At 66.5% G+C, this 20,258-nt stretch carries 21 protein-coding genes; 10 read left to right on the top strand and 11 right to left on the bottom strand.

Features of this window, described 5'->3' with window-relative positions; all coding sequences use genetic code 11:
• Positions 1-221 precede the first annotated feature (221 nt).
• The gene (locus ASF53_RS16660) at positions 222-2,285 is read left to right on the top strand and encodes a putative bifunctional diguanylate cyclase/phosphodiesterase (RefSeq protein ID WP_056200697.1); all 2,064 of its coding nucleotides are present in this window, start codon (positions 222-224) and stop codon (positions 2,283-2,285) included.
• A 39-nt stretch (positions 2,286-2,324) separates the two neighbouring features.
• Here the strand turns inward: ASF53_RS16660 and dusA are convergent, their stop codons facing one another.
• The 5 genes from dusA to ASF53_RS25145 form a co-directional block, all read right to left on the bottom strand.
• Positions 2,325-3,347 (bottom strand): tRNA dihydrouridine(20/20a) synthase DusA, encoded by a 1,023-nt coding sequence (gene dusA, locus ASF53_RS16655; protein ID WP_082482778.1) that lies wholly within the window; start codon positions 3,345-3,347, stop codon positions 2,325-2,327.
• Positions 3,348-3,675: 328 nt separating this feature from the next.
• Positions 3,676-4,650 carry a hypothetical protein gene (locus ASF53_RS25850; RefSeq protein ID WP_156635600.1) on the bottom strand — a complete coding sequence of 325 codons (975 nt, stop codon included), beginning with the start codon at positions 4,648-4,650 and terminating at the stop codon, positions 3,676-3,678.
• A 646-nt stretch (positions 4,651-5,296) separates the two neighbouring features.
• Positions 5,297-5,497: a hypothetical protein gene (locus ASF53_RS25150; RefSeq protein ID WP_082482776.1), complete on the bottom strand. Its 201-nt coding sequence runs from the start codon at positions 5,495-5,497 to the stop codon at positions 5,297-5,299.
• Between the two features lie 329 nt (positions 5,498-5,826).
• Positions 5,827-5,979, bottom strand: a complete 153-nt coding sequence (locus ASF53_RS26335; protein ID WP_200943253.1) for a hypothetical protein — start codon at positions 5,977-5,979, stop codon at positions 5,827-5,829.
• Positions 5,980-6,106: 127 nt separating this feature from the next.
• A complete protein-coding gene (locus ASF53_RS25145; RefSeq protein ID WP_082482775.1) occupies positions 6,107-6,712 on the bottom strand; it encodes an urease accessory protein UreE in 606 nt (201 codons plus the stop codon).
• A gap of 231 nt (positions 6,713-6,943) precedes the next feature.
• Here ASF53_RS25145 and ASF53_RS16635 point away from each other — a divergent pair, with 231 nt between their 5' ends.
• The 5 genes from ASF53_RS16635 (at position 6,944) to ASF53_RS26330 (ending at position 11,490) form a co-directional block, all read left to right on the top strand.
• Positions 6,944-7,213, top strand: a complete 270-nt coding sequence (locus tag ASF53_RS16635) for a YMGG-like glycine zipper-containing protein (protein WP_056200687.1) — start codon at positions 6,944-6,946, stop codon at positions 7,211-7,213.
• 315 nt (positions 7,214-7,528) lie between these two features.
• On the top strand, positions 7,529-8,254 hold the full coding sequence (locus ASF53_RS16630; RefSeq protein ID WP_056201026.1) for a TerB family tellurite resistance protein: 726 nt from the start codon (positions 7,529-7,531) through the stop codon (positions 8,252-8,254).
• A complete protein-coding gene (locus ASF53_RS16625; protein ID WP_056200683.1) occupies positions 8,251-9,003 on the top strand; it encodes an N-acetylmuramoyl-L-alanine amidase in 753 nt (250 codons plus the stop codon). Before ASF53_RS16630 ends, ASF53_RS16625 begins: the two co-directional genes overlap by 4 nt.
• A gap of 96 nt (positions 9,004-9,099) precedes the next feature.
• Positions 9,100-10,677 (top strand): Na+/H+ antiporter, encoded by a 1,578-nt coding sequence (locus ASF53_RS16620; protein ID WP_056200680.1) that lies wholly within the window; start codon positions 9,100-9,102, stop codon positions 10,675-10,677.
• A gap of 657 nt (positions 10,678-11,334) precedes the next feature.
• The gene (locus tag ASF53_RS26330) at positions 11,335-11,490 is read left to right on the top strand and encodes a hypothetical protein (RefSeq protein WP_200943251.1); all 156 of its coding nucleotides are present in this window, start codon (positions 11,335-11,337) and stop codon (positions 11,488-11,490) included.
• Between the two features lie 58 nt (positions 11,491-11,548).
• Here ASF53_RS26330 and gshB read toward each other — a convergent pair whose 3' ends face one another.
• Complete coding sequence (gshB, locus tag ASF53_RS16615; protein WP_056201023.1) at positions 11,549-12,511, bottom strand: glutathione synthase; 963 nt, start codon at positions 12,509-12,511, stop codon at positions 11,549-11,551.
• 193 nt (positions 12,512-12,704) lie between these two features.
• Positions 12,705-13,010: a hypothetical protein gene (locus ASF53_RS16610; protein ID WP_056200676.1), complete on the bottom strand. Its 306-nt coding sequence runs from the start codon at positions 13,008-13,010 to the stop codon at positions 12,705-12,707.
• Between the two features lie 464 nt (positions 13,011-13,474).
• Between ASF53_RS16610 and ASF53_RS16605 the strand changes: the two genes are divergently transcribed.
• The 4 genes from ASF53_RS16605 (at position 13,475) to ASF53_RS16590 (ending at position 15,878) form a co-directional block, all read left to right on the top strand.
• The gene (locus ASF53_RS16605) at positions 13,475-13,714 is read left to right on the top strand and encodes a hypothetical protein (RefSeq protein ID WP_056200672.1); all 240 of its coding nucleotides are present in this window, start codon (positions 13,475-13,477) and stop codon (positions 13,712-13,714) included.
• Entirely contained in the window at positions 13,711-14,499 is a 789-nt protein-coding gene (locus ASF53_RS16600) for a hypothetical protein (protein WP_056200669.1), read from the top strand. Before ASF53_RS16605 ends, ASF53_RS16600 begins: the two co-directional genes overlap by 4 nt.
• A gap of 61 nt (positions 14,500-14,560) precedes the next feature.
• The gene (gene rnhA / locus ASF53_RS16595) at positions 14,561-15,280 is read left to right on the top strand and encodes a ribonuclease HI (RefSeq protein ID WP_056201020.1); all 720 of its coding nucleotides are present in this window, start codon (positions 14,561-14,563) and stop codon (positions 15,278-15,280) included.
• A 19-nt stretch (positions 15,281-15,299) separates the two neighbouring features.
• Positions 15,300-15,878: a DNA-3-methyladenine glycosylase gene (locus ASF53_RS16590; protein ID WP_056200666.1), complete on the top strand. Its 579-nt coding sequence runs from the start codon at positions 15,300-15,302 to the stop codon at positions 15,876-15,878.
• A gap of 4 nt (positions 15,879-15,882) precedes the next feature.
• Here the strand turns inward: ASF53_RS16590 and zapE are convergent, their stop codons facing one another.
• The 4 genes from zapE to ASF53_RS16570 all read right to left on the bottom strand — a co-directional run bounded on the left by zapE (position 15,883) and on the right by ASF53_RS16570 (position 20,211).
• Positions 15,883-17,097: a cell division protein ZapE gene (gene zapE / locus ASF53_RS16585; RefSeq protein WP_056200663.1), complete on the bottom strand. Its 1,215-nt coding sequence runs from the start codon at positions 17,095-17,097 to the stop codon at positions 15,883-15,885.
• Between the two features lie 311 nt (positions 17,098-17,408).
• Positions 17,409-18,842 carry a pilus assembly protein TadG-related protein gene (locus tag ASF53_RS16580; protein ID WP_056200659.1) on the bottom strand — a complete coding sequence of 478 codons (1,434 nt, stop codon included), beginning with the start codon at positions 18,840-18,842 and terminating at the stop codon, positions 17,409-17,411.
• Positions 18,827-19,660 (bottom strand): TadE/TadG family type IV pilus assembly protein, encoded by an 834-nt coding sequence (locus ASF53_RS16575; RefSeq protein WP_056200656.1) that lies wholly within the window; start codon positions 19,658-19,660, stop codon positions 18,827-18,829. Before ASF53_RS16575 ends, ASF53_RS16580 begins: the two co-directional genes overlap by 16 nt.
• Positions 19,660-20,211, bottom strand: a complete 552-nt coding sequence (locus ASF53_RS16570; protein ID WP_056200653.1) for a TadE/TadG family type IV pilus assembly protein — start codon at positions 20,209-20,211, stop codon at positions 19,660-19,662. Before ASF53_RS16570 ends, ASF53_RS16575 begins: the two co-directional genes overlap by 1 nt.
• Positions 20,212-20,258 lie beyond the last annotated feature (47 nt).

The raw sequence follows: 20,258 nt of genomic DNA, 5'->3' as shown, positions 1-20,258 counted from the left end.
CTTGCCTCAAGGCGGATGCCGTCGGCGCGGGGCATCCATGGGCCCTCCACACCCGTCGTTTGTCTCGGGGGTGATGCGCCGCGTTGAGCGCCGGACCCTTCGCAGCGCACTCGGTCTGATCGCCGTTTCCGAGGAAAACCGACCTATGGTTGGCGGTCCGTGAGGCACTCTTAACCGGATCCGGCCATTTTGCCGGAAACGAAGAAGGGGGTGGGCGACCGATGCAGGCGCAGGCCGAAGGTCAGGGAATCGCAGAGCGGCGGACGGGTCGGGGCAGCGGGCAGGGCGGTCGCGCGACGGTCGGCGGACAGGTGTTGCGCGCCGGCTTCGGACTCTGCCTGACCGTCGCCGGATTCGCCGCCACCGCGCTGACGGCCTCGCTCTCCGCCGCGCCGACTCTGAGGCTCACCGTCGTCGGGGGCGCGGCCGTCCTCGCTCTCGTTCTCGTCTGCCTAATGCTGCGCCGGCTCGCGCGCAGCCTCACCCGTGCGATGCAGGCCGCCGACAGCATCGCCGCCGATCCGACGCCGCCGGTCACGCGGACGGGTCTTGCCGATCTCGACGCCATCCTCGCCACGGCCCTGAAGCACCGCGAGGATGCGTTGAGCGATCGCATCGCCCGTTTGAACGCGGCGCTCGATACCCTCTCCCTCGGCTTCCTGCTCTACGACCGCGATCACCGGCTGCTGGTGGTCAACCGCCGCTACCACGAGATCTACCGGCTGCCGCCGGGGGCCGTGACCCCCGGCATGTCGGCACTGGAGGTGCTGCGCAGCAACGTCAGAGCCGGCGATCAGCCGGACCGGGGCGAGGCCGAATCCATCGCCGAATTCGGCGCCCTGATGGGGGCCGATGCCGTGCCGACCCAGATCCAGCATCTCGCCGACGGGCGCGTCGTCGCCGTCGAGATCCAGCCGATTGCCGGCGGCGGCTTCGTGGCGATCTACGAGGAGGCGACCGAGCGCTGGAACGCCGAGACCCGCATCGCCCACATGGCCCGGCACGACGCCGTCACCGATCTGCCCAACCGCGTGCTGCTGCGCGAGCGGATCGAGGGGGCGATTGCCCATGCCCGGCGCGACACCGGCTTCGCCATGCTCTGCCTCGACCTCGACAACTTCAAGCAGGTCAACGACACCCTCGGCCACGCGGTGGGCGATGAGTTGCTGCGGGCGGTGGCGTACCGCCTCAGGGCCTGCCTGCGCGAGGTCGATACCGTCGCCCGTCTCGGCGGCGACGAGTTCGCGATCATCCAGGCGGGCGTCGAGACGCCGGCCGATGCCGCCACCCTGGCCCGGCGCATCCTCGACGTGGTCAGCGCCCCCTACGCGCTGACCCATCACTCCGTCATCGTCGGCGTCAGCATCGGCATTGCGCTCGCGCCCGGAGACGGGCTGGAACCCGAGCGGCTGATGCAATGCGCCGACGTCGCCCTCTACCGCGCCAAGGATGACGGGCGCGGCGTGTTCCGGTTCTTCGAGGCGCAGATGGATGCCCGCCTCCAGGCCCGGCGCGCCCTCGAACTCGACCTGCGCGCCGCCTTCGAGGCGGAGGCGTTCGACCTGCACTATCAGCCGATCTACGACCTCGCCGAGGAGCGCATCTGCGGCTTCGAGGCACTGCTGCGCTGGACCCACCCGACCCGCGGCCGGGTCTCGCCGGCGGAGTTCGTGCCACTCGCCGAGGAGATCGGCCTCATCGTGCCCCTGGGCGAGTGGGTGCTTCGCCGCGCCTGCCGTGAAGCCTCGGGCTGGCCGGAGGGCCTCAAGGTCGCGGTCAACGTCTCGGCGGCGCAGTTCACCTCGATCGCGCTGATCGGGACGGTGCAGGCGGCGCTCGCCGAGAGCGGCCTCTCCGCCCGCCGCCTCGAACTGGAGATCACCGAAAGCGTGCTGCTCGTGAACGGCAGCGCCACGGTGGCGATCCTGCACGGGCTGCGTGATCTCGGAGCCCGGATCGCCATGGACGATTTCGGCACCGGTTACTCCAGCTTGAGCTACCTGCGCAGCTTCCCCTTCGACAAGATGAAGGTCGATCAGTCCTTCACCCGCGACCTGACGGTGGAGCAGGGCTCCGGTTTCATCGTGCGGGCGGTGGTCAGCCTCGCCTCCAGCCTCGGGATGACGACGACCGCGGAAGGCGTCGAGACGCCGGCGCAACTCGCTTGGCTGCGCGAGGAGGGCTGTGACGAGGTGCAAGGCTACCTGTTCAGCCCGCCGGTGCCAGCGAGTGAACTCCCGGCCCTGCTTCAGATCTGGAACGGCCGGAAACGCCGCGCCGCGTGACGCCGTGATCCGATCGGGCTCGTTGTCGATCGTGCGGAATCAGGCCGCTTCAGACGCCGGCGGACGTTCCCGAGACACCTGGGCCACCGCCTCGCGCAGGGTGGCGAGGCCCGCCTCCGGGCCCATACCGGCGGTGGCCAGATGGCGGCGATAGGCCCGCGCGCCGGGCCGCCCGTTGAACAGGCCGAGCATGTGCCGGGTATAGGCATGAAGCCGCAGGCCCCGTTCGAGCCCTGCGGCGACGATCGGTTCGAAGGCCTCGATCGCGGCGAAGGCATCGGCGACGGGCGCCGGCTCGCCGAACAGTTCGGCATCGACATCGAGCAGCAGCGCCGGTTCGGTGTAGGCGGCCCGGCCGATCATCACGCCATCGACCTCGCCGAGTCTGGCCTGGGCGGCGGCGATGTCGGCGATTCCGCCATTGACCGCGATCGGCAGATCCGGATGCGCCCGCTTCAGCCGGGCGACGCGGCCGTAATCGAGCGGCGGCACGTCCCGGTTCTCACGCGGCGAGAGACCTTTGAGCCAAGCCTTGCGGGCATGCACGATAAGGCCGTCGACTTCGGCTGCGACCACCGCATCGGCCACCGCATCGAGGGCTTCCTCGATATCCTGATCATCGACGCCCAGGCGGCACTTTACGGTCACCGGCACCGGGACGGCCGCCTTCATCGCCGCCACGCAGGCGCCCACGAGGCCCGGCTCGCGCATCAGGCAGGCACCGAAGCGTCCGTCCTGCACCCGGTCGGAGGGGCAGCCGACATTGAGGTTGATCTCGGCGTAACCGAAATCGACGGCGATCCGCGCCGCCGCCGCAAGGTCGTCCGGGTTGGAGCCGCCGAGCTGCACCGCCACCGGCTGCTCGTAGGCGTCGAAACCCAGCAGCCGCTCCCGGTCGCCGTGCAGCACGGCCCCGGTCGTCACCATCTCGGTATAGAGCCGCGCCCGGCGCGACAGGGTCCGGTGGAACGCGCGGCACTGCCGGTCGGTCCAGTCCATCATCGGTGCGACGCTGAAGCGCCATCCGCTGAGTTCGTCGAGTTTTGCAGCCGGGGTCGACACGTGCGCCCTGTTCCGTTTCGATTCTGCTCGCCGCGAGCCGTCCGCGAGGATCATCGCAGGGGCGGCTCGGTCGGCGGCGTACGAGTCTCGGCCTGAACGACCGGCGAAACGCCGATGCGGCAAGGGTCCGATCTGCCTGATTCCGCAGGCCGGACGCTCTCCTTCAGGACGATGTACGCGATGCGCGTGCCGATACCACGCATCGGCCAGCCTCAAAAGTGACGAGCATGGCCCTAGCAGGACGGGAACGTTTGCTCGATCGTGGGTCACCGCGCTTCAAGCGATGACTCTCATCACGGCTGCAACACCGATGTTTGGACAGAAGCGTTTAGAAGTAGGCACCGAAGGCATCGGCCTGCGTGTTTTCATCAACCGTGACGATGCCGTGAAACTTCTTCCCTTCCGCGGGAGTGACGAAATTCTCCGGGTTCATCTGATCCATGAAAAACGGCAGGCCCGACCAGCGGCGGCCCATGATACCCAAGAACAATTGCAGACAGCCGCCGACATATACGGCATGCTTTCCACAAACATCTCGTATGTGGATGCCGAGCGGCATCGCATAGGATCCGCATGACAAGAGAGCGATATCGAAATCGATTGCGCTGATCTCCGAATTCATCCGGTCGACGGTGGCCTGCCAGCTTTTGTCCGGATACATTTCCTGGGGCAGTCCGGCATAAGTAATGGGGGTGTCATAGGTGACTAGATCGAATTCTGGGTATGTATAGTTTTTGAAAAATTTATGCTTGCGACTCTGTTGTTCTACGGATGTTTGACTGAATGGGGAGATTACCAAAACCTTTTTCCCGGGGAGTAGCTCCGACAGAAGGTTAAATAATGTAAATTTATTTGAGACTATTCTCTCAATAAAATCATAGGCGTGCAGGTAAGGTCCATCTCTTTCGCTGAAGAGAGTATCGATGAACTCACGATACTCCGTGAGATATTGTGCATCCTCAGGGCGCAATTTGTATCCAATTCGTTGTGGATAATAGGCGCTCAACAGCGTCCAATTGGTGACGAAAAGCTCGTCGCTTTGCTGATAACATTCTCTGAGCGTATTGAGATAGTTAATATATTGTGTCTTTTGGTCTCCTTCGATTGCATAGAATCCATTGTATTCCTTAACGCGGTTCAAAAAATAATCAAAACTACCTTCATTGGATGGATCTTTCCAGTATGACATCAGCGCGTCGGTATCGCTTCCGCCAATACGTGAAAGAAATCGAGGCACTTGGCTCGTTAAAAGACTTTTTGCTCGCTGATGAGTTTCTTCCTCGGAAGCTACAATATTGATCATTGATTCCTGTCCACCATGGAGCATTTGTTCAAAGGTCTAATTTAGTCTCATAAGCGCTTCCTCGTCGGCTGTTGGTTCAGCAGGCAAGGCTCAAGGGACCCTTATCAGGTCGCGCTGCCCACGGCCTAAACCTCAGCGCAATCGAGCAGGGTAAGTCCATCGCTCGTCAGCAAAGCCATATCCTGATAGCGCCTCGTGCGCGAGCACCAAGCCCCTAAGATTTTGAGGCAAGTTTTCTGCATACGGCTATAGGTTTTTTTAAAGAGGTAATTTGCAAATTATATTGACTCAAGGTAAGCTATACGCATCTTGAGTTGATGGGCCATGTGGAGTGTTCGGACTGGCGGAAGCGTTTGTAGCACGTCGCGGACGACGCTTGCTCCGATTGCGGAACCGGTTGATCCAAGCACACAAGACCTCGGTAATCGACGTCAAAGGCCAAGCTGTGGACTTGTGTGCCCAGATGCAAGGGGAATGCTTGGATGTTGCGCTGAGCCGCGCAAAGATGGCTCTCTGCTCTCGTATCGGTGAGCTAGTCGTCGCGGTGTTGCGCGACCGGTGACGGTCTCCGATCAGTTGCCGCGGCTTTGGATGTCGGGCCGGCCGCAGCAGTTTAGAAACTCGGCATACATTGGGCACCGACGTGTCACGCACCCTTCGAGAATGGCTGACGTGTGGTGCTGTCGGCGGCCATCACGGCATCCACCGCGCGTTCGGCCAGCGCACGAACGAGATCATGGGGCAGTCGGCCGTTGCTGGGCAATTGCCGGCTGGTGACGTCCTGTTGCGCGATAACGGCGGCAACGGCCCTGATCCGATCTTCGCGGCTTGCCTGAGCCTGATGCACGTCGTCCCTCCTGGTGCGGCGTCGATCCGAACTGGATTGCGCCTGTGCAACGCCGATGAGAGTGCCCCGCAAACCTCGCGATCATTGATCGCTTCCCTCTCACCGCGACGGCGAAGGGACGGTTCGGCAGAGGCACCAAGTTGAGGCGCTTCGCGCGCTTTGCGCTTGTTCAATACCGGAACGGGCGTCCCATGTCCGCGTCGTAGTCAAAAATCTGCACAAGTTGCAGGCTGGTTGGAAATGTTTGAGGCGCCCATTTTGTAGGCTGTGCACAAACGCCATGCACCGTCGATCCGAGCTTGGTGACCGTCCGGATCGCGGCCGGTCGGCTACGATTTCTGCGCGGGCTGCTGATCGCCGAGCCTGAGAAAGCTTGCTGCGAAGGCTTCCGCGCTCTCCTTGGTCAAGTCGGTGATGACGAGGCCCTGGGCGGTCACCGCCCAGAGACCGTCGCCGTTCTTGACGATGCTGATTTCCGTCACGGCGTTCTCCCGGAACTCAACGTCCCGGTTAACCATCACGCTCCGCAACACGTTCCTGGGCGGTCGCGGCGGGGCATGCCCACGCCGCTCACGCGATCCACGGTGTCTCGATGGCGTTGGCAGCCGCTCAGTGTTCGTGGCGGTGGCTGTGACCATGCTCATGGCTGTGGTCGTGGCTATGGTCATGCCCGCAGCCGCCGTGGGCGTGGCTGTGCTCATGGTCATGATGCGCATGGGCTTCATGACCATTCGCGTCATGCGGTTGGGGTTCGTGGCCGTGATGATGATGGTCATGGCCGCACTGGCTGTGGTCGTGAGCGGCCTTTTCCGGCTTGAAGGGGCGGTTCACGGGCTCGGCCGAGCAGCCGGCGCCGCGGATCAGTTCGGCGGCGCTGGCCGGGACATAGAGAACCTCCGCGCCGACTTCCGCGGGGACATGCTCGCCGCCGAGCTGCCAGGCGAGGCGCAACAGGCGGGCCGGATTGCCGGCGCGGACTTCCAGAAGCGCTTCCTCGGCGGCACGCACGGCCACGAGGCGCCCGTCTTCGAGCTTCAACGCGTCACCGTCTTCAAGGCCCGCCGCACGATCCAGGTGTAGATCGACGGACAAGCCGCCCGCCGTGGTCAGGTGCGCATGGGCCTGTGCCCGGGCGGCGTGGTCGAGGGTCACCGTATCGACGACGAGATCGGGCCGGACGGCGGCCTTGCGGACGATCAGGCTGGCTTTGGGCATGGTGGTCCTCGGACATGGGCCCGTCGGCAGCGGGCCGAAACCGGGCGAATTTGCAACAGGCGCGCCTTCAGATGGCAGGCGCAGGGCGAAAAGTCATGCGCCGATGCAACCTGCCCCAATCTTGGCCGTTTCATGTGCCGTCGATGACGGCCGGTGACAAACCAAGGCCAAAACCGTGCCCTGCGCCGGCCAATGGCCCGATCGCCGATGCACAAGGGAGTTCGGACCACCATGAAGAGACTCATTGCCGCCGCCCTCGCGGGCAGCCTCGCGCTCTCGCTCGGTGCCTGCAACACGCCTCAGGATCGGGCTCTGGGCGGCGCTGCCCTCGGTGCGGGCCTCGGCGCAGCGGTCGGCGGCCTCGCCACCGGTCGTGCGGGCGGTGCGCTGGCCGGTGCCGCGATCGGCGGCGCGGGTGGCGCCATTGCCGGTGCCGCCTCGGCCCCGCGCTGCCCCTACGGCACGATCCGTGACGAGTACGGCAACGTCTACTGCCGCTGATCCGCGACGCGACGGCGCATCCAAACGAAGACCGAGAGCCGTATCCGGCCTGACGCGTTCAGGTCGGATACGGCTCTCGGGAAAGGGCCGGGGCGGCACGCTCCGGCCCTTTCCTTTTGCGATCGGACAACGCGCCGGGCTTGCGCTGCGGTACGCTTTGCGGCGTTTAAGGCATCGTCCCGAAAGGTGGCTGCCGGCTTTCGGAACAAGACGATGCTCCGGCTCCAACGAACGCTCCCGCCGCATGACCTCGGAACCGCTCTTGCCCGCACTGAAGTCCCGATCCTCCCGCTCTCCTCGCGCGGGCGGCGCCCGATGAGCACGGGCTTGTGGGGCAAGATCGGCGGGGCCGGAATCGGCGTGCTGGTCGGCGGGCCGATCGGGGCGCTGGTCGGATCGGTCGCGGGCCACTTCCTCGTCGATCGCGAGGGCGCGCCCTTCGGCCCGACGCCCCGGGACGTGGTGTTCACGACGGGACTCGTGGCGCTCGCGGCCAAGATGGCGAAATCCGACGGCGTGGTGACCGAGTCCGAGGTCCAGGCCTTCGGGCGGGTGGTGCAGGTCGAGCCCGAGGCGCGTGCGAGCGTCCAGCGCCTGTTCGACCTCGCCAAGGCGACGACCGACGGCTTCGAGGCCTATGCCGGGCAGCTCGCCGCGACCTTCGGCGAGGAGCCGGCTCTGCTCGAGGACGTGCTCGACGGCCTGTTCCACATCGCCACCGCCGACGGGGCGATCCACGAAGGCGAGGAGCGCTACCTGCGCTCCGTCGCCGGGATCTTCGGCCTCGACGAGGCGGCCTTCCGCCGGATCGCTGCCCGGCACGTGCGCCTCGCCGACGACCCCTACCTCGTGATCGGCCTCGAACGCTCCGCCGACTCCGCCGCCCTCAAGGCGCAGTACCGGCGGCTGGTGGCCGAGAACCATCCCGACCGGGCGCTGGCCCGCGGCCTGCCGCCGGAGGCGGTGGCGATCGCGACGCACCGGCTGGCTGCCATCAATGCCGCCTGGGACCAGATCGCGGCCGAGCGGGGGCTGACATGAGCTTCTCCCCCGATAGCCCGCTCGTGCAGTCCGTCATCGCCTCGCCCAATCGCGGCGCGCGGATCGGCGACGGGCTCGACATGCTGATCCTGCATTACACCGGCATGCCGACGGCGCAGGGCGCGTTGGACCGCCTGTGCAACCCATCGGCCGAGGTCTCGGCCCATTACTTCGTGTTCGAGGATGGCCGCGTCGTGCAGATGGTGCCGGAGGCCGATCGCGCCTGGCACGCGGGCGCCGGCGCCTGGGCCGGCACGCGCGACGTCAACTCCCGCTCCATCGGCATCGAGATCGCCCATCCCGGCCATTCCGGCGGGCTCCCGCCCTATCCGGAGGCGCAGATCGCCGCGGTGGCGCGGCTGGCCCGCGACATCGTCGTCCGGCGTGCGATCCCCGGCCCCCGCGTGCTCGCCCATTCCGATGTGGCGCCCGCACGTAAGGAGGATCCGGGCGAAGGCTTTCCCTGGGAGCGGCTGGCGCGCGAGGGTGTCGGGCATTGGGTGCCGCCGGCTCCGGTGCGGGATGGCCGCTTCTTCGCCATGGGCGATACCGGCCAGCCGGTCGAGGCCCTGCAGGCGATGTTGGCCCTCTACGGCTACGCGCAGCCGGTCACCGGCCATTTCGATGCGGCGATGCGCGCGGTCGTCACCGCCTTCCAGCGCCATTTCCGGCCGGCCCGCATCGACGGCGTCGCGGATTCCTCCACGATCACGACCCTGCGCGATCTGATCGCCTCCCGCCCGGCGTAAATCCGGCCCGCCGCGGATTTCGGAAAGAATTCCGGTCGCCGGGCGTTCCGTTGCCACCGTCATTGGCACGGGGGCACGTCGGGTCCGTTTCCTTTCATGTTCGTGTTCCACTGGATCGTCGGCGTCTTGGTCGGCGCGGTTCTGCTCGCTGCCCTGGCGCGGCGCCTGCGCGCGCCCTATCCCGCCTTCCTGGCCCTGGGCGGCGTCGGCCTCGCCTTCGTGCCCGGCGTGCCGAGCCTGACGCTCGATCCGGAACTGGCGCTCGCCCTGTTCCTCGCGCCGGTGCTGATGGATGCCGGCTACAGCACCTCGCTGCGCGATCTCCTGCGCAATGCCCGCCCGATTGCCGGGCTCGCCGTCGGCGCGGTGGCGGCGACCACCGCAGCGGTCGCGGGGGTCGCGCTGTGGCTGGTGCCGGACATGCCGCTGGCCGCCGCCATCGTGCTCGGTGCCATCGTGGCCCCGCCGGATGCCGTGGCGGCGCTGTCGGTGCTCGGTCACGTCTCCCTGCCGCACCGTCTCGCGACGATCCTGCGCGGCGAGAGTCTGCTGAACGACGCCGCCTCGCTGCTGATCTACCGGCTCGGCGTGGCGGCGGCGATGACCGGCCATTTCGCCTTCGCCGAGGTGGCGCCGGCCTTCCTGATCGGTGTCGTCGGCAGCCTCGTGGCAGGGCCGCTCGCCGCGCTCGCCTACCTGCGGATCCTGCGCCGCATCGATGAGCCGGCCAGCGTTATCGTCTTGCAGTTCGCGGCCGCCTTCGGCCTCTGGATCGCCGCCGAGGCGATGGAGCTGTCCGGGGTGCTCACCGTTGTGAGCTTCGCGATCACGGTTGCCCGCCTCGCCCCCGGCCAGACCTCGCCGCGCCCGCGGGTGATCTCGAACGCGGTCTGGGCAACGGCGATCTTCGTGCTCAACGTCCTCGCCTTCGTGCTGATCGGCGAGCAGATCGGGCCGATTCTGGCGCGGATGTCGCCGGAGCAGGAATTCGCCTACGCCTCCGTGGCCGGGGCCGTGGTCGTCACCGTGATCCTCGTTCGCATCGCCTGGGTGCTGCCGGCGAGCGCCATCCGCCATGTCGGCTTCGGCGTCGCCTCCGATCCGCCGGACGATCACGGCCCGGCCCGCGATCTCGGCCTTGGTGCCGGCTTTGCCGTCTCGTGGTCGGGGATGCGCGGCCTCGTCACCATCGCCACGGCTTTGGCCCTGCCCGAGGGCGGACCTGAGGGTGGCGCGTTTCCCTATCGCGACCTGATCGTGCTCACGGCCTTTTGCGTGGTGATCGGGACGCTCGTGGTCCAGGGCTTGAGCCTGCGTCCGATCCTGGGCTGGCTCGGGCTGGAGGATAGCGATCCGGTCGGCCGCGAGGTCGGCCGGGCGCGGGCCGAGGCCTACGGCGCCGCGGTCGAGGCCCTGAAGGACGACCATTCGGAGGCGGCGGATGCCCTGCGCCGTGAGTTCCATGCCGCGCTGGCCCAGGCCGAGGCGCATGAGGAGGGCCTCGCCCCGGAAGGGCTGCCGACCGACGAGCCCCGCCGCCGCGCGATTCACGCCGCCCGCGACCGTCTCCTGACCCTGCGCCGGAACGGCCGGATCGGCGACGACGCCTATCTCGTGCTGGAAGAAGAACTCGATTGGGCCGAACTCAATGCGACGCCGCGAGGCGAGGCGTGATTCGGGATTCGACGGGTATGGGTTTAGACGGCTTCACTTTTAAATTGTAACAGAACGGCCGAATATTCTGCTGTTTCGCTTATGAACCGGCAAGAGCAATTCAGTGAGTCTTCAATTTGCCAAATTACCCCGTTGTATCGCCTTCACAGCCGCCGCGTGGCCGGGCGAATATAATCTTGACGCGCGCTGCCTATCGACGGATCGATTTATGAGATTTGTTTCCAGTGTTGCCACGTGCGCCCTGTTCCGCAATCGTCCGTATGGAACTGTGTATCGCCGTTGGAATGATCCAAAAATCCTGATCGAATAAAGTGCCGATGCACTAAAGCGCATGGGCCCGAGGCGGCGATGACGGGGACGGCTGTCAGAAGCGCGCCGGGCAAACCTTTTGCCCCCCTGACACGTAATGGCCTGCGCCACGCGGCGCGCCCGCGATCCCTCATGTCTTCGCGCTGCCATCGGCTTCCGCGGATGGGGCGGGAACAGTCCGATGCCGAGATCGATGTTCGAATCGTCAGCCTCATGCCGAACTGCATATCCGCCGGGACAGCCCCCGGCGGATTGCGTCCCTGCCTCCGTCCGTTCCCTCGGGGTGGGGCCAGGCAGCGCCTGTCTTGCAGGTCCGGCTATCGTCCGTCCGCTGGATCGCCTGTGCTGATGGTCGCGAGCACCGCTTGTCTTGTCGCGGGTGTCGGGCTGGCGGCTCAGGCGCACCGCTTCGGCGCGCGCGCGGCTTTGGCCGAAACCCTGGCCGGCCTTCTGCTGATCGCCGGCCTCGCCCTGATCGGCTCGGGGCTACCGGTGTTTCGGTAGGGGGCGATCGCGATGGGGGAAGGCCGGTTGTCCGAGACGCTTCCGTCTCGGAGGACCGTCAGCCGCCGACGCTGCGGCGGGCGGCGAGCCGCACCTCGATCGCATCCCAGACCGAGACCGCGAGATCGGGGCCGCCGAGCCGCTTGATGGTGCGGATGCCGGTGGGGGAGGTGACGTTGATCTCGGTGAGATGACCGTCGATCACGTCGATGCCGACGAGGATCAGGCCGCGGCGTCTCAACTCCGGCCCGATGGTAGCGCAGATCTCGCGCTCCCGCTCGGTCAAGTCGGAGGCGCCGGCCGCACCGCCGCGGACCATGTTGGAGCGGATGTCGCCCTTGGCCGGCACGCGGTTGATCGCGCCCATCGGCTCGCCGTCCACGAGGATGATGCGCTTGTCGCCCTCGGTGATCTTTTCCAGGAAGCGCTGCACCACCCACTGCTCGCGGAAGGTGGCGGTGAACAGGTCGAACATCGAGCCGAAGTTCGGATCCTCCTCCGTGACCCGGAACACCGCTGCGCCGCCATGCCCGTGCAGCGGCTTCATCGCGACCGTGCCGTGCTCCTTGCGGAAGGCCTCGATCTCGGCGCGGTCGCGGGAGATCAGGGTCGGCGGCATCAATTCGGGGAAATCGAGGACGAACAGCTTCTCCGGCGCGTTCCGGACCTCGGCCGGATCGTTGACCACCAGGGTGCGCCCGGCGATCTTCTCCAGCATGTGCGTGGCCGTGACATAGGCCATGTCGAAGGGCGGATCCTGGCGCATCAGCACCACGTCGACTTCGGCGAGGTCGATGCGCTCCGGGGCCCCGAGACTCGCATGCGCGCCCTCGACATCCTGCACCGTCACAGGCTGGGGGTAGGCCGTGACCAGTCGGCCCTGCATCGAGAGCCGGTCCGGCGTATAGGTGTAGAGGCTGTGACCCCGCGCCTGCGCTTCCAGCATCAGGCCGAAGGTGGTGTCGCCCGCGATGCGGATCGACTGGATCGGGTCCATCTGAACCGCGACGGTCAACGCCATGCTCATCCCCGATATTGCTGCGCGTTCCGCCAAAACAGCGGGCGAAACCGCGGGCTCTCAGCGAGCCCGCTCCGTTCCGATCGGTCCTCTGAGGGGACCGAAACCCGAATGCCTCGCACCCGGCGCCTGCTGCACCGCCGAAGCAGAGAGACTCAGCGCGTGGGTGTTCCGTGAGGCAGCCGGAGCGGTGCCGTTAGCGCTGGCCGCGGGTCTGCGAGCCGCCGCTGCGCCGGTCGTAGTCGCTGATGGCGGACTTGCACTCGGGCGAGAGGCGCGAGCGGTTGCGGGTCATGCAGGCATCGGCATCCTGGCTGTTCGGATCGACGCCGGCGCAGAGCCGGAAGTAGTCGTTGGCGCAGCCGAGTTGCAGCCCCTGGTCCTCGCGCTGAGCCTGGGCCGGGCTTGCCGCCACCAGAGCCAGCAGAGCGAGAGGCGCCAGTTTCAGGGCCGCGGACACCCCGCGCGCCGGGCTGCCGAATCGTGAGAAGTCCGGACGCATCCTGCCTTGTCCTTACGCTCGATCAAAGTTGGGTTGGCTCCGCATATCGGGCATCCCCCCTTGTTAGCAAGCGCAGCACGCCACCGTTGCACCCGCCCGCTCGCGCCGGCCTGGGCCTCCGGCGTAGCCCGAGAAAACCCGCCCGACAAAGAAACGGCCCCGCAGCGTGATCGCGCGGGGCCGAAGTCGAGGGAGGAAACGCCCGCCATGGGCAGGGGCAAGTTTGCAAGGACCGTGCCGTCCGTGAAACAGGTCCCGCCGAGCTCGCCCATGGCGGCTGACGAACGCCGAATGCGGGGTGCGTTGAAACACTCCGTTAACCACGTCGTGCTGAGCTTCGCTTGAGATCGCCCGGCCGGGGCGGGCCCGTCCCGCTCACGACGAGCGCTCGCTCATGCTGCCTGCCCGCTCCGGGAGGCCGCAGGGCGGGAGCCGGCCGCCACACACATCGACGGGACAGGCCCATGACGCCCTCAACGACCGCCCCCTTCACGACGTCCTCTTCCGCTCCCGCAGCGAAGCTCGGCGACCGGGAGAGCGGTGCGACCGGCTCCGTCGTGCCCTTCACCCCCGCGACGACCCGCCGCTTCCGCCGCGAGGCGGACGATGCGCCGCGCGGCCAGATCCTGCTGTTCATGGGCGTACGCTACGAGCGGATGCCGGAGGCGGAGGCTCTGCCGGTTCCGCGCCGCCGCCGCTCGTGACGCGCGCCGGTTCTCGATCCGCGTGCTTGCTTCTGGCCCTGCTGCCGGGCGCCTGTGCGCAGGAGGGTAATTTCGGTCGCCCGGCGCCGAGCGCCTGGAACCGCCTGATCGAGACCACGGGGACCGTGGCCGCCTACGAACGCGGCGCGCCGGCTTCGGCCTTTCCGCTCACCGACGACGAGACGATTCTGCGCGATCGTGCCTGGCGGTTTCTGATGCCCGCCGACGGCCAGGCCGCCTTCCTCGACGCGCTCGCGAACCTGACCCGAGCCCGGGTGCTGCCGCCGCATTGGCGGCACGATGATCTTCCCGCCTATCACAACGATTTGATCGCCGAGGCGTTTCGCTCTCCCTACTCTCGCTACCGCAGGTTGTCGGACGACGCGGTCGCCGATGGCCGGCTGATCCCGATCTTCGCCGCCGTCGCCGGACGTGTCTTCGACGCGGACGGGGTGCGCCTGCGGGCCCTGCCGTTCTCGAAGAGCCTCGACGATCGGGACGTGCGGCAGGCCGCGATGCGGGTTGCCGAGAATCGCTGCCTCGTGGCGTGGGTGCGCCTGGAAACATCCCTGCGCATCGCCCGCTACCGCTACGCGCTCGAGCATTTTCTGATCGAGATGCCCGGCCGCGAGGCGGCCTCGGCCGAGCAGGCGCTCGCCTTCCTCGAAGGACGGCGCGGGCTCCTCGACCCGCTGCTGCCGCCGGACGCGGCCGCCCGCTGCGGTCTCATCGGCGAGCCGTCGGCGCAGGCGGTTTTGGCCGCGCCGGTCGTGGCCAAATATTAGCTGGCGTGTATTAGCCCCGGTCCGGAAACGGCAGGCACAGGGCTGAAAGCGAATGGGACCGATGCGAACCATCGTCTATGCGGATGGCGGCTGCGACCCCAATCCCGGCCCCGGCGGCTGGGGCGCGGTGATCCAGGCGCCCTCCGGCACGATCGAGCTGTATGGCGGCGAGCGTGCCACCACCAACAACCGCATGGAGCTGACCGCCGCGATCCGCGCCCTGGAGCATTTCCCCGAGGGCGCCGCGATCGAGATGCGCTGCGACAGCCAATACGTAGTCAAATCCGTCACCGAGTGGATGCGCGGCTGGAAGGCGCGGGGCTGGCGCACCGCCACGGGGCCGGTGAAGAATATCGACCTGATGCAGCGCCTCGACGCCCTGGCCGCCTCTCGCGACGTGCGCTGGACCTGGGTGCGCGGCCATGCCGGCGAGGCCGGCAACGAGCGCGCCGACCGCCTCGCCACCCTCGGTCGGCGCGAGGCCCTGACTGGGAAGGCATCGGGCGAAACGACGCTCCCGCCGGCCGATGCCGGACTGGCGCCAGCGCCGGCTCCGACGCAGCCTGTGCAGGCGGCGCAGCCTTTGCAAGCGGCGCAGCCGGTGCCAGCCAAGACGGTGCAGGTGGCGTTGAGCGCGGATCTGGCCAACGCCCTGTCGCGGGCGGCCGGTCGTGCCGGGATCACCCCCCAGGCCTATCTCGAAGACGCCGTGCGGCTGGCGCTCGAACTCAAGCCGCCGGGTGTCGCCCGTGTTCGGGCCGAACTGCAGAAGGCGTCCTGACCGGGCGGAGGCGGGCGCGATGAACCCGGCCTTCTTCGACCGACCCGCCGCGACCGTCGCCGCCGAACTGATCGGCCACGGGCTGTTCGTGGACGGTGTCGGCGGCCTCATCGTCGAGACCGAGGCCTACGACCGGAGCGATCCGGCCTCGCACAGCTTCGCCGGGCCGACGCGGCGCAACGCCAGCATGTTCGGGCCGCCGGCGCGCGCTTACGTCTACCGCTCCTACGGCCTGCACTGGTGCCTCAACCTCGTCTGCGAGACCGGCAGCGCCGTCCTGCTGCGCGCGCTCGAACCGAATGAGGGTCTGGAGACGATGCGGGCCCGCCGCGGGCTCGACGCGCCGCGCCTCCTCTGTGCCGGGCCGGGCCGGCTCGCCCAGGCGCTCGGCATCGACCTGTCGCAGGATGGCCTGCCCCTCGACCGCGCGCCCTTCGCCTGGGCGGCGCCGGAGCGGCCGATGCCGGTCGCGGCGACGACCCGCATCGGCATCAGCCGCGGGGTCGAGGCCCCCTGGCGCTTTCTGGTGCCCGGCTCGCCCTATCTCAGCCGGCCGCTGCCGCGGGTGAAGCCCGGTGCCGATCCGGCGGCAGGGTAGGGATTCAGGTCTCGGCTAGGCCCGCGCTCGACTCGGACGGTGCCCGCCCATGTGGCGTGCCGAGATATCCCTCGGAACGCATTTCGATGAGGCGGGAGGCGGTGCGCTCGAACTCGAAGGCCTCGCGGCCCTGTCCCGCGGTATAGAGTTCGGTCGGCTCGGCCGCGGCCGAGGCGACGAGCTTCACATGCGCGTCGTAGAGGGTGTCGATGAGGGTGATGAAGCGCTTGGCCTCGTTGCGCTCCGCCTCGCCCATCACCGGAATGCCGGAGACGATCAGGGTGTGGAAGCTGTCGGCCAGCGCCATGTAGTCGGAGGCGCCGAGCGGCTTGCGGCACAGGTCGTCGAAGCTGAAGCGGGCGACGCCGCCGGCTTCTTCCGGCACCGGCACGGCGCGGCCCTTCACCTTCACCGTGCTCGGTTGGCCCTTCGCGCGCCCCGCGAGCGCCTTGAAGGCGGCGTCGAGCGCGGCATCGGCCGCCGCATCGGCCGGCACATGGTAGACCGAGCTGCCGCCGAGCTTCTCCAGGCGGAAATCGGTGCGGGAATCGAGGCGCAGCACCTCGACCCGCTGCTGCAGCTCCGCCACGAAAGGCAGGAACAGCGCCCGGTTGAGGCCCCCCTCATAGAGCCGGTCTGGCTCGACGTTCGAGGTCGCCACCACCGTTACGCCGCGCTTGAACAGCGCCCCGAACAGGCGGCCCAGGATCATCGCGTCGGCGATGTCGGTCACCGTGAACTCGTCGAAGCAGAGCAGCGTCGCCTCCGCCGCCAGCGCCTCGGCCACCGGCGGGATCGGGTCGTCGCCCTTCACCTCGCCCCGTTTCAGGGCCTGACGATGGGCGTGGATGCGCTCATGCGCGTCGGCGAGGAAGCCGTGGAAATGGACTCGGCGCTTCGGGCCCGGCGCGGCGTCGTGGAACAGGTCCATCAGCATGGTCTTGCCGCGGCCGACCGAGCCCCAGATGTAGAGCCCCTTGGGCGGCCCGACATCGTCGTCCTTGCGGCCGAACAGCCAGCCCAGCGCGCTGCCCTTCTTGGCCCGGCGCCGCCGCTCCAGGTTCTGCACCAGCCGGTCGAGCGCCTGGACGAGCCTGATCTGCGATGGATCGCGCTCGATCGCGCCCGAGGCCACGAGGGAGTCGTAGCGCTCGCGGACCCGGCCGGGCGGAGCCGCGCCGGCGCGGGCAGGGTCGGAGGAGGCGTGGGTCTCGGGCATCCCGGCCGATCGTTCGCGTGAGGGAGCGGCTCTTCCGGCAAGGGGCCCTGCAGAAGAGGCGGGCGGTGTGGCGCGCCCCCGCTGTGCCGCGCGGCGGCAGAGCGATCAAGTCGGCGCGGGTCAACCGTGCATACATCCGCCGCGATCCGAAGCGGAGGCTTCCTGCCAGGGTCGATCGTGCGCGACCATGCTCGGACCCGAATACGCCGGAGCCGCTCCCCATGGCTTTCAACGGGGAACGGCTCCAGGCGCTCATTCTCCTATTTTCGCATGCCGAACCAGACGAGCATCCGGTTCGGCGCAACGATGTTCTATTGCGTGATGCGAGCGACTCTCAGTGCCTGTTTGAACATTGCGCCGAGTGAAGCGGTGATATCATCCTGGGTATTGGCCGTGTAGAAAAATCCCGGCGATGCGCATTTCCGAAGAGGATCTGCGAGGGTCGGACTGAATTGATTGACACGGCCATTCTCCCAAACAATATAGCTGTCATTGTTGTAATTTTTTACAATGTTGTAGGGTATATACAGAACTGAGATGGTCGCGCCGGCGTTTTTGAGATCCGTGCACTTCGACGGATCGATCTGAGCGGGTTGCGAGCCGTTCCAGTCGGCGTTGGGATAGCCTGCAAATTTCGAAGGATTTCCAGAAAATGTCTTCGTATCCTTCCACGCTGAGTACGACTGGCTGTTCTGCATGCCGTCGGTGATCAGAAACACGAACGGCCTCGAGTTCGTTGAGGCAGAGCCGTTGCCATAGGGCTTGATGGTCGACTTCATCTTCGGCAGGGCCGCCTCGAAATGAGTCCCACCGCTGCCGGTACCGGTCTTCGGATCGTTGTTCGTAAATAGTTGCGTGCTGCCCGTGTCGAGCAGATTGGTGAAAGCGAGCGGCCAAATCTTATCGCACTGAGCCGCCGTTCTCAGCGCAGCAAGAGACGTGGTGGTATCGGTGAGGGGGGCGAGTGTCGCCAATTGATTGATGAACGGATAGATGCCGATTCGATACTGGTTCGGTACGACTGGCGTCGAGGCCCGTTTCAGGAGTTCGCAGACCGCGTTGTTCACCGCGTCGGACCGCAACTGGATTTTTCCCGCCGCCTTGGTCCAGCCGACACTATCTGGGAAGTGGCACGCGAATTGGCAGTTTCCCTGCTTCTCCTTGCTTTGCATGGCGAGCGCTTCAGCGTCGGAATCTTTCGTCGGCAGACCCATTGAGCCCGATACATCCACCATCAGGTAGAAATCGAGGTAGCCTGCGAGGTCGACCGAGGCGTTGACCCGGTTGGTTAGGGTCGTCGCCGAAAGCCCGAAAATCCTTCCAAAAGTGCTTTGAACGGTGGCCGTATAGCTGACCGTCGCATCGAGGGTTTGTCCGCTTCGTACGATCTCTAGTTGAGAAAGAGAGACTGTTGCAAACGGGACTTTGCTGGCATTGGCGTTGAAGGCCTTGAGGGCCTGGTACTCTCCCGCCTTGATGCCGGACGCCGTCACGTCGCTCTGCTGCGCGTTGGCGGCGATAAACTCCTTGGCCGTCACGACGCCCGCGAGCGCGGCGGCGTCCGCTGCGTTGTCGAGCCGCGTCTTGCTGCTGATCGCCATGCCGTAATCGACGCCGAGGCCGACAAGGCCGATGGTGGGGAGCGCGGCGAGGGCGAACAGGATGTTGATGCTGCCGTCGGCGTTCGAGGCCAGGGCCGTCGCCCGGCCCTTGAGCCGGCCTACGCGGGTCAATAGCCGGTACATTTGGTCGCGATCCCGTCGTTATTGGTTGTGTCGAAGCTCACCAGCGAAGCGTAGCGCGGCTGCACATAGGCCGATCGCGCGATCCGCACGGCGGAGACGAAACCTGACCCGAAGGTCGGCGTGAAATCGAACGCCACGTCGATCACCACCAGCGATCCGGGCCCGTAGGTGGATCGCGGCAGGGTAGTCCGACTCGACGCCGCGTCGTCGGCTGACGGCAGTTGCGGCGTATCGCAGGGTCGGTAGTTGTTCCCGCCGGGCTGGGCGGTGCCAGTAGTCGTCCAGACCACTTTGGCATCGTAGCAGGGACTCAGATCGACGCTGGTGTCGAGGTTGCTCTGGCAGGTGGCATTCTTGGCCTTGAACTGGATGCTGGCGTAATTGATCGAGATGTTCTGCCACCACGGACGGCCCTGCCGCTTGGCGTCTTTCATCACGTAAGGAAACAGCACGAGGGTGGCGTCGTAAGCGAAATGCAGGTCGGTGGCATTGACCCGAGCGACGGTCGAGTTGTCTGGCGGCACCGATTGCGAGATCATCTGGCTGATCGAGTGCGCGACGAGTTCGACTTTGCGGGTCGCGTCGATGTAGGCGACCACCTGGGTGCCTGCGAACAGTATTAGGAGCAGGGTGGGCAGGATCAGAGCGAACTCGATAGCGGCTACCGCCCCCTCCGCCGCACGGAAGTGTTCCGCTTGCGCCCCGAGGCCGGCGCGGATGCGTCGAAGCGACGCCCGCGTTCGGAGCGCGAGGGAGCTCTCCAGCGCCGGGCTGCGCAGCGGTGCGGGAAGGGGCGTGCGGGGTGAGCCGGCCGCCATCAATACTGCTCGTTGCGAAAGGCCGCGGCCGAAACCGCGAGATAGGCCGGCTTGCCCTTGTAGGTCGCACCGCCGCTCAGCCAGGACGAAATTGGCGAAGGCAGGAATGTGATGGGGTAGATGACCTGCAAATACTGGTAATCTCCCCGGCTGCCGAGATTGAATTGTCCCGCCCCCGTGGCGAGATTGGCCACGGTCACACCGCTCAAGTCGGATGAGACGTAGGAGTAGTACCCGCTGGGTTGCCCCGCCTTAGGCACCACGTACAGATTGACGATCACGTTGTCGCAAGAAAGCGTCGCTGGCAGGTATCCGCAGAGACTTTGCTTGAAACCTTCCTGCGTTGCCGCAGTCGCTTGAGACTGAAGGCTCCCCGTCAGAATTTGGCGCGATGCCCGTATCGTAGCATTGTCGATGGTCTGGTTGATAAATACGACCAGTGCAGATGCCATCACGAAAAGCAATGTAAGGATAAACGTTGCTCCAACGAGGGCGAACTCGACGGCCACCGATCCTTCGTCGTTGCAAATGTAATTCGATTCTCGCCGCATGGATTCAGGGTATCTTTCAGAATTTAAATAAAAGATAACAGGATATT

This window comes from Methylobacterium sp. Leaf123 (assembly GCF_001423405.1).
Classification (GTDB): domain Bacteria; phylum Pseudomonadota; class Alphaproteobacteria; order Rhizobiales; family Beijerinckiaceae; genus Methylobacterium.
This window is presented reverse-complemented; position numbering and strand designations above follow the sequence as displayed.

Bases quoted from the DNA above. Each gene is read 5' to 3' on its own strand.
- ASF53_RS16590 (WP_056200666.1), top strand. From the start codon at position 15,300: ATGAACCCGGCCTTCTTCGACCGACCCGCCGCGACCGTCGCCGCCGAA.
- ASF53_RS16620 (WP_056200680.1), top strand. From the start codon at position 9,100: ATGTTCGTGTTCCACTGGATCGTCGGCGTCTTGGTCGGCGCGGTTCTG.
- ASF53_RS16625 (WP_056200683.1), top strand. From the start codon at position 8,251: ATGAGCTTCTCCCCCGATAGCCCGCTCGTGCAGTCCGTCATCGCCTCG.
- ASF53_RS16570 (WP_056200653.1), bottom strand. From the start codon at position 20,211: ATGCGGCGAGAATCGAATTACATTTGCAACGACGAAGGATCGGTGGCC.
- ASF53_RS16610 (WP_056200676.1), bottom strand. From the start codon at position 13,010: ATGCGTCCGGACTTCTCACGATTCGGCAGCCCGGCGCGCGGGGTGTCC.
- ASF53_RS16630 (WP_056201026.1), top strand. From the start codon at position 7,529: ATGAGCACGGGCTTGTGGGGCAAGATCGGCGGGGCCGGAATCGGCGTG.
- ASF53_RS16575 (WP_056200656.1), bottom strand. From the start codon at position 19,660: ATGGCGGCCGGCTCACCCCGCACGCCCCTTCCCGCACCGCTGCGCAGC.
- zapE (WP_056200663.1), bottom strand. From the start codon at position 17,097: ATGCCCGAGACCCACGCCTCCTCCGACCCTGCCCGCGCCGGCGCGGCT.
- ASF53_RS25850 (WP_156635600.1), bottom strand. From the start codon at position 4,650: ATGATCAATATTGTAGCTTCCGAGGAAGAAACTCATCAGCGAGCAAAA.
- ASF53_RS16635 (WP_056200687.1), top strand. From the start codon at position 6,944: ATGAAGAGACTCATTGCCGCCGCCCTCGCGGGCAGCCTCGCGCTCTCG.
- ASF53_RS25145 (WP_082482775.1), bottom strand. From the start codon at position 6,712: ATGCCCAAAGCCAGCCTGATCGTCCGCAAGGCCGCCGTCCGGCCCGAT.
- ASF53_RS16660 (WP_056200697.1), top strand. From the start codon at position 222: ATGCAGGCGCAGGCCGAAGGTCAGGGAATCGCAGAGCGGCGGACGGGT.
- ASF53_RS16580 (WP_056200659.1), bottom strand. From the start codon at position 18,842: ATGTACCGGCTATTGACCCGCGTAGGCCGGCTCAAGGGCCGGGCGACG.
- gshB (WP_056201023.1), bottom strand. From the start codon at position 12,511: ATGGCGTTGACCGTCGCGGTTCAGATGGACCCGATCCAGTCGATCCGC.
- rnhA (WP_056201020.1), top strand. From the start codon at position 14,561: ATGCGAACCATCGTCTATGCGGATGGCGGCTGCGACCCCAATCCCGGC.
- ASF53_RS16605 (WP_056200672.1), top strand. From the start codon at position 13,475: ATGACGCCCTCAACGACCGCCCCCTTCACGACGTCCTCTTCCGCTCCC.
- ASF53_RS26330 (WP_200943251.1), top strand. From the start codon at position 11,335: ATGGTCGCGAGCACCGCTTGTCTTGTCGCGGGTGTCGGGCTGGCGGCT.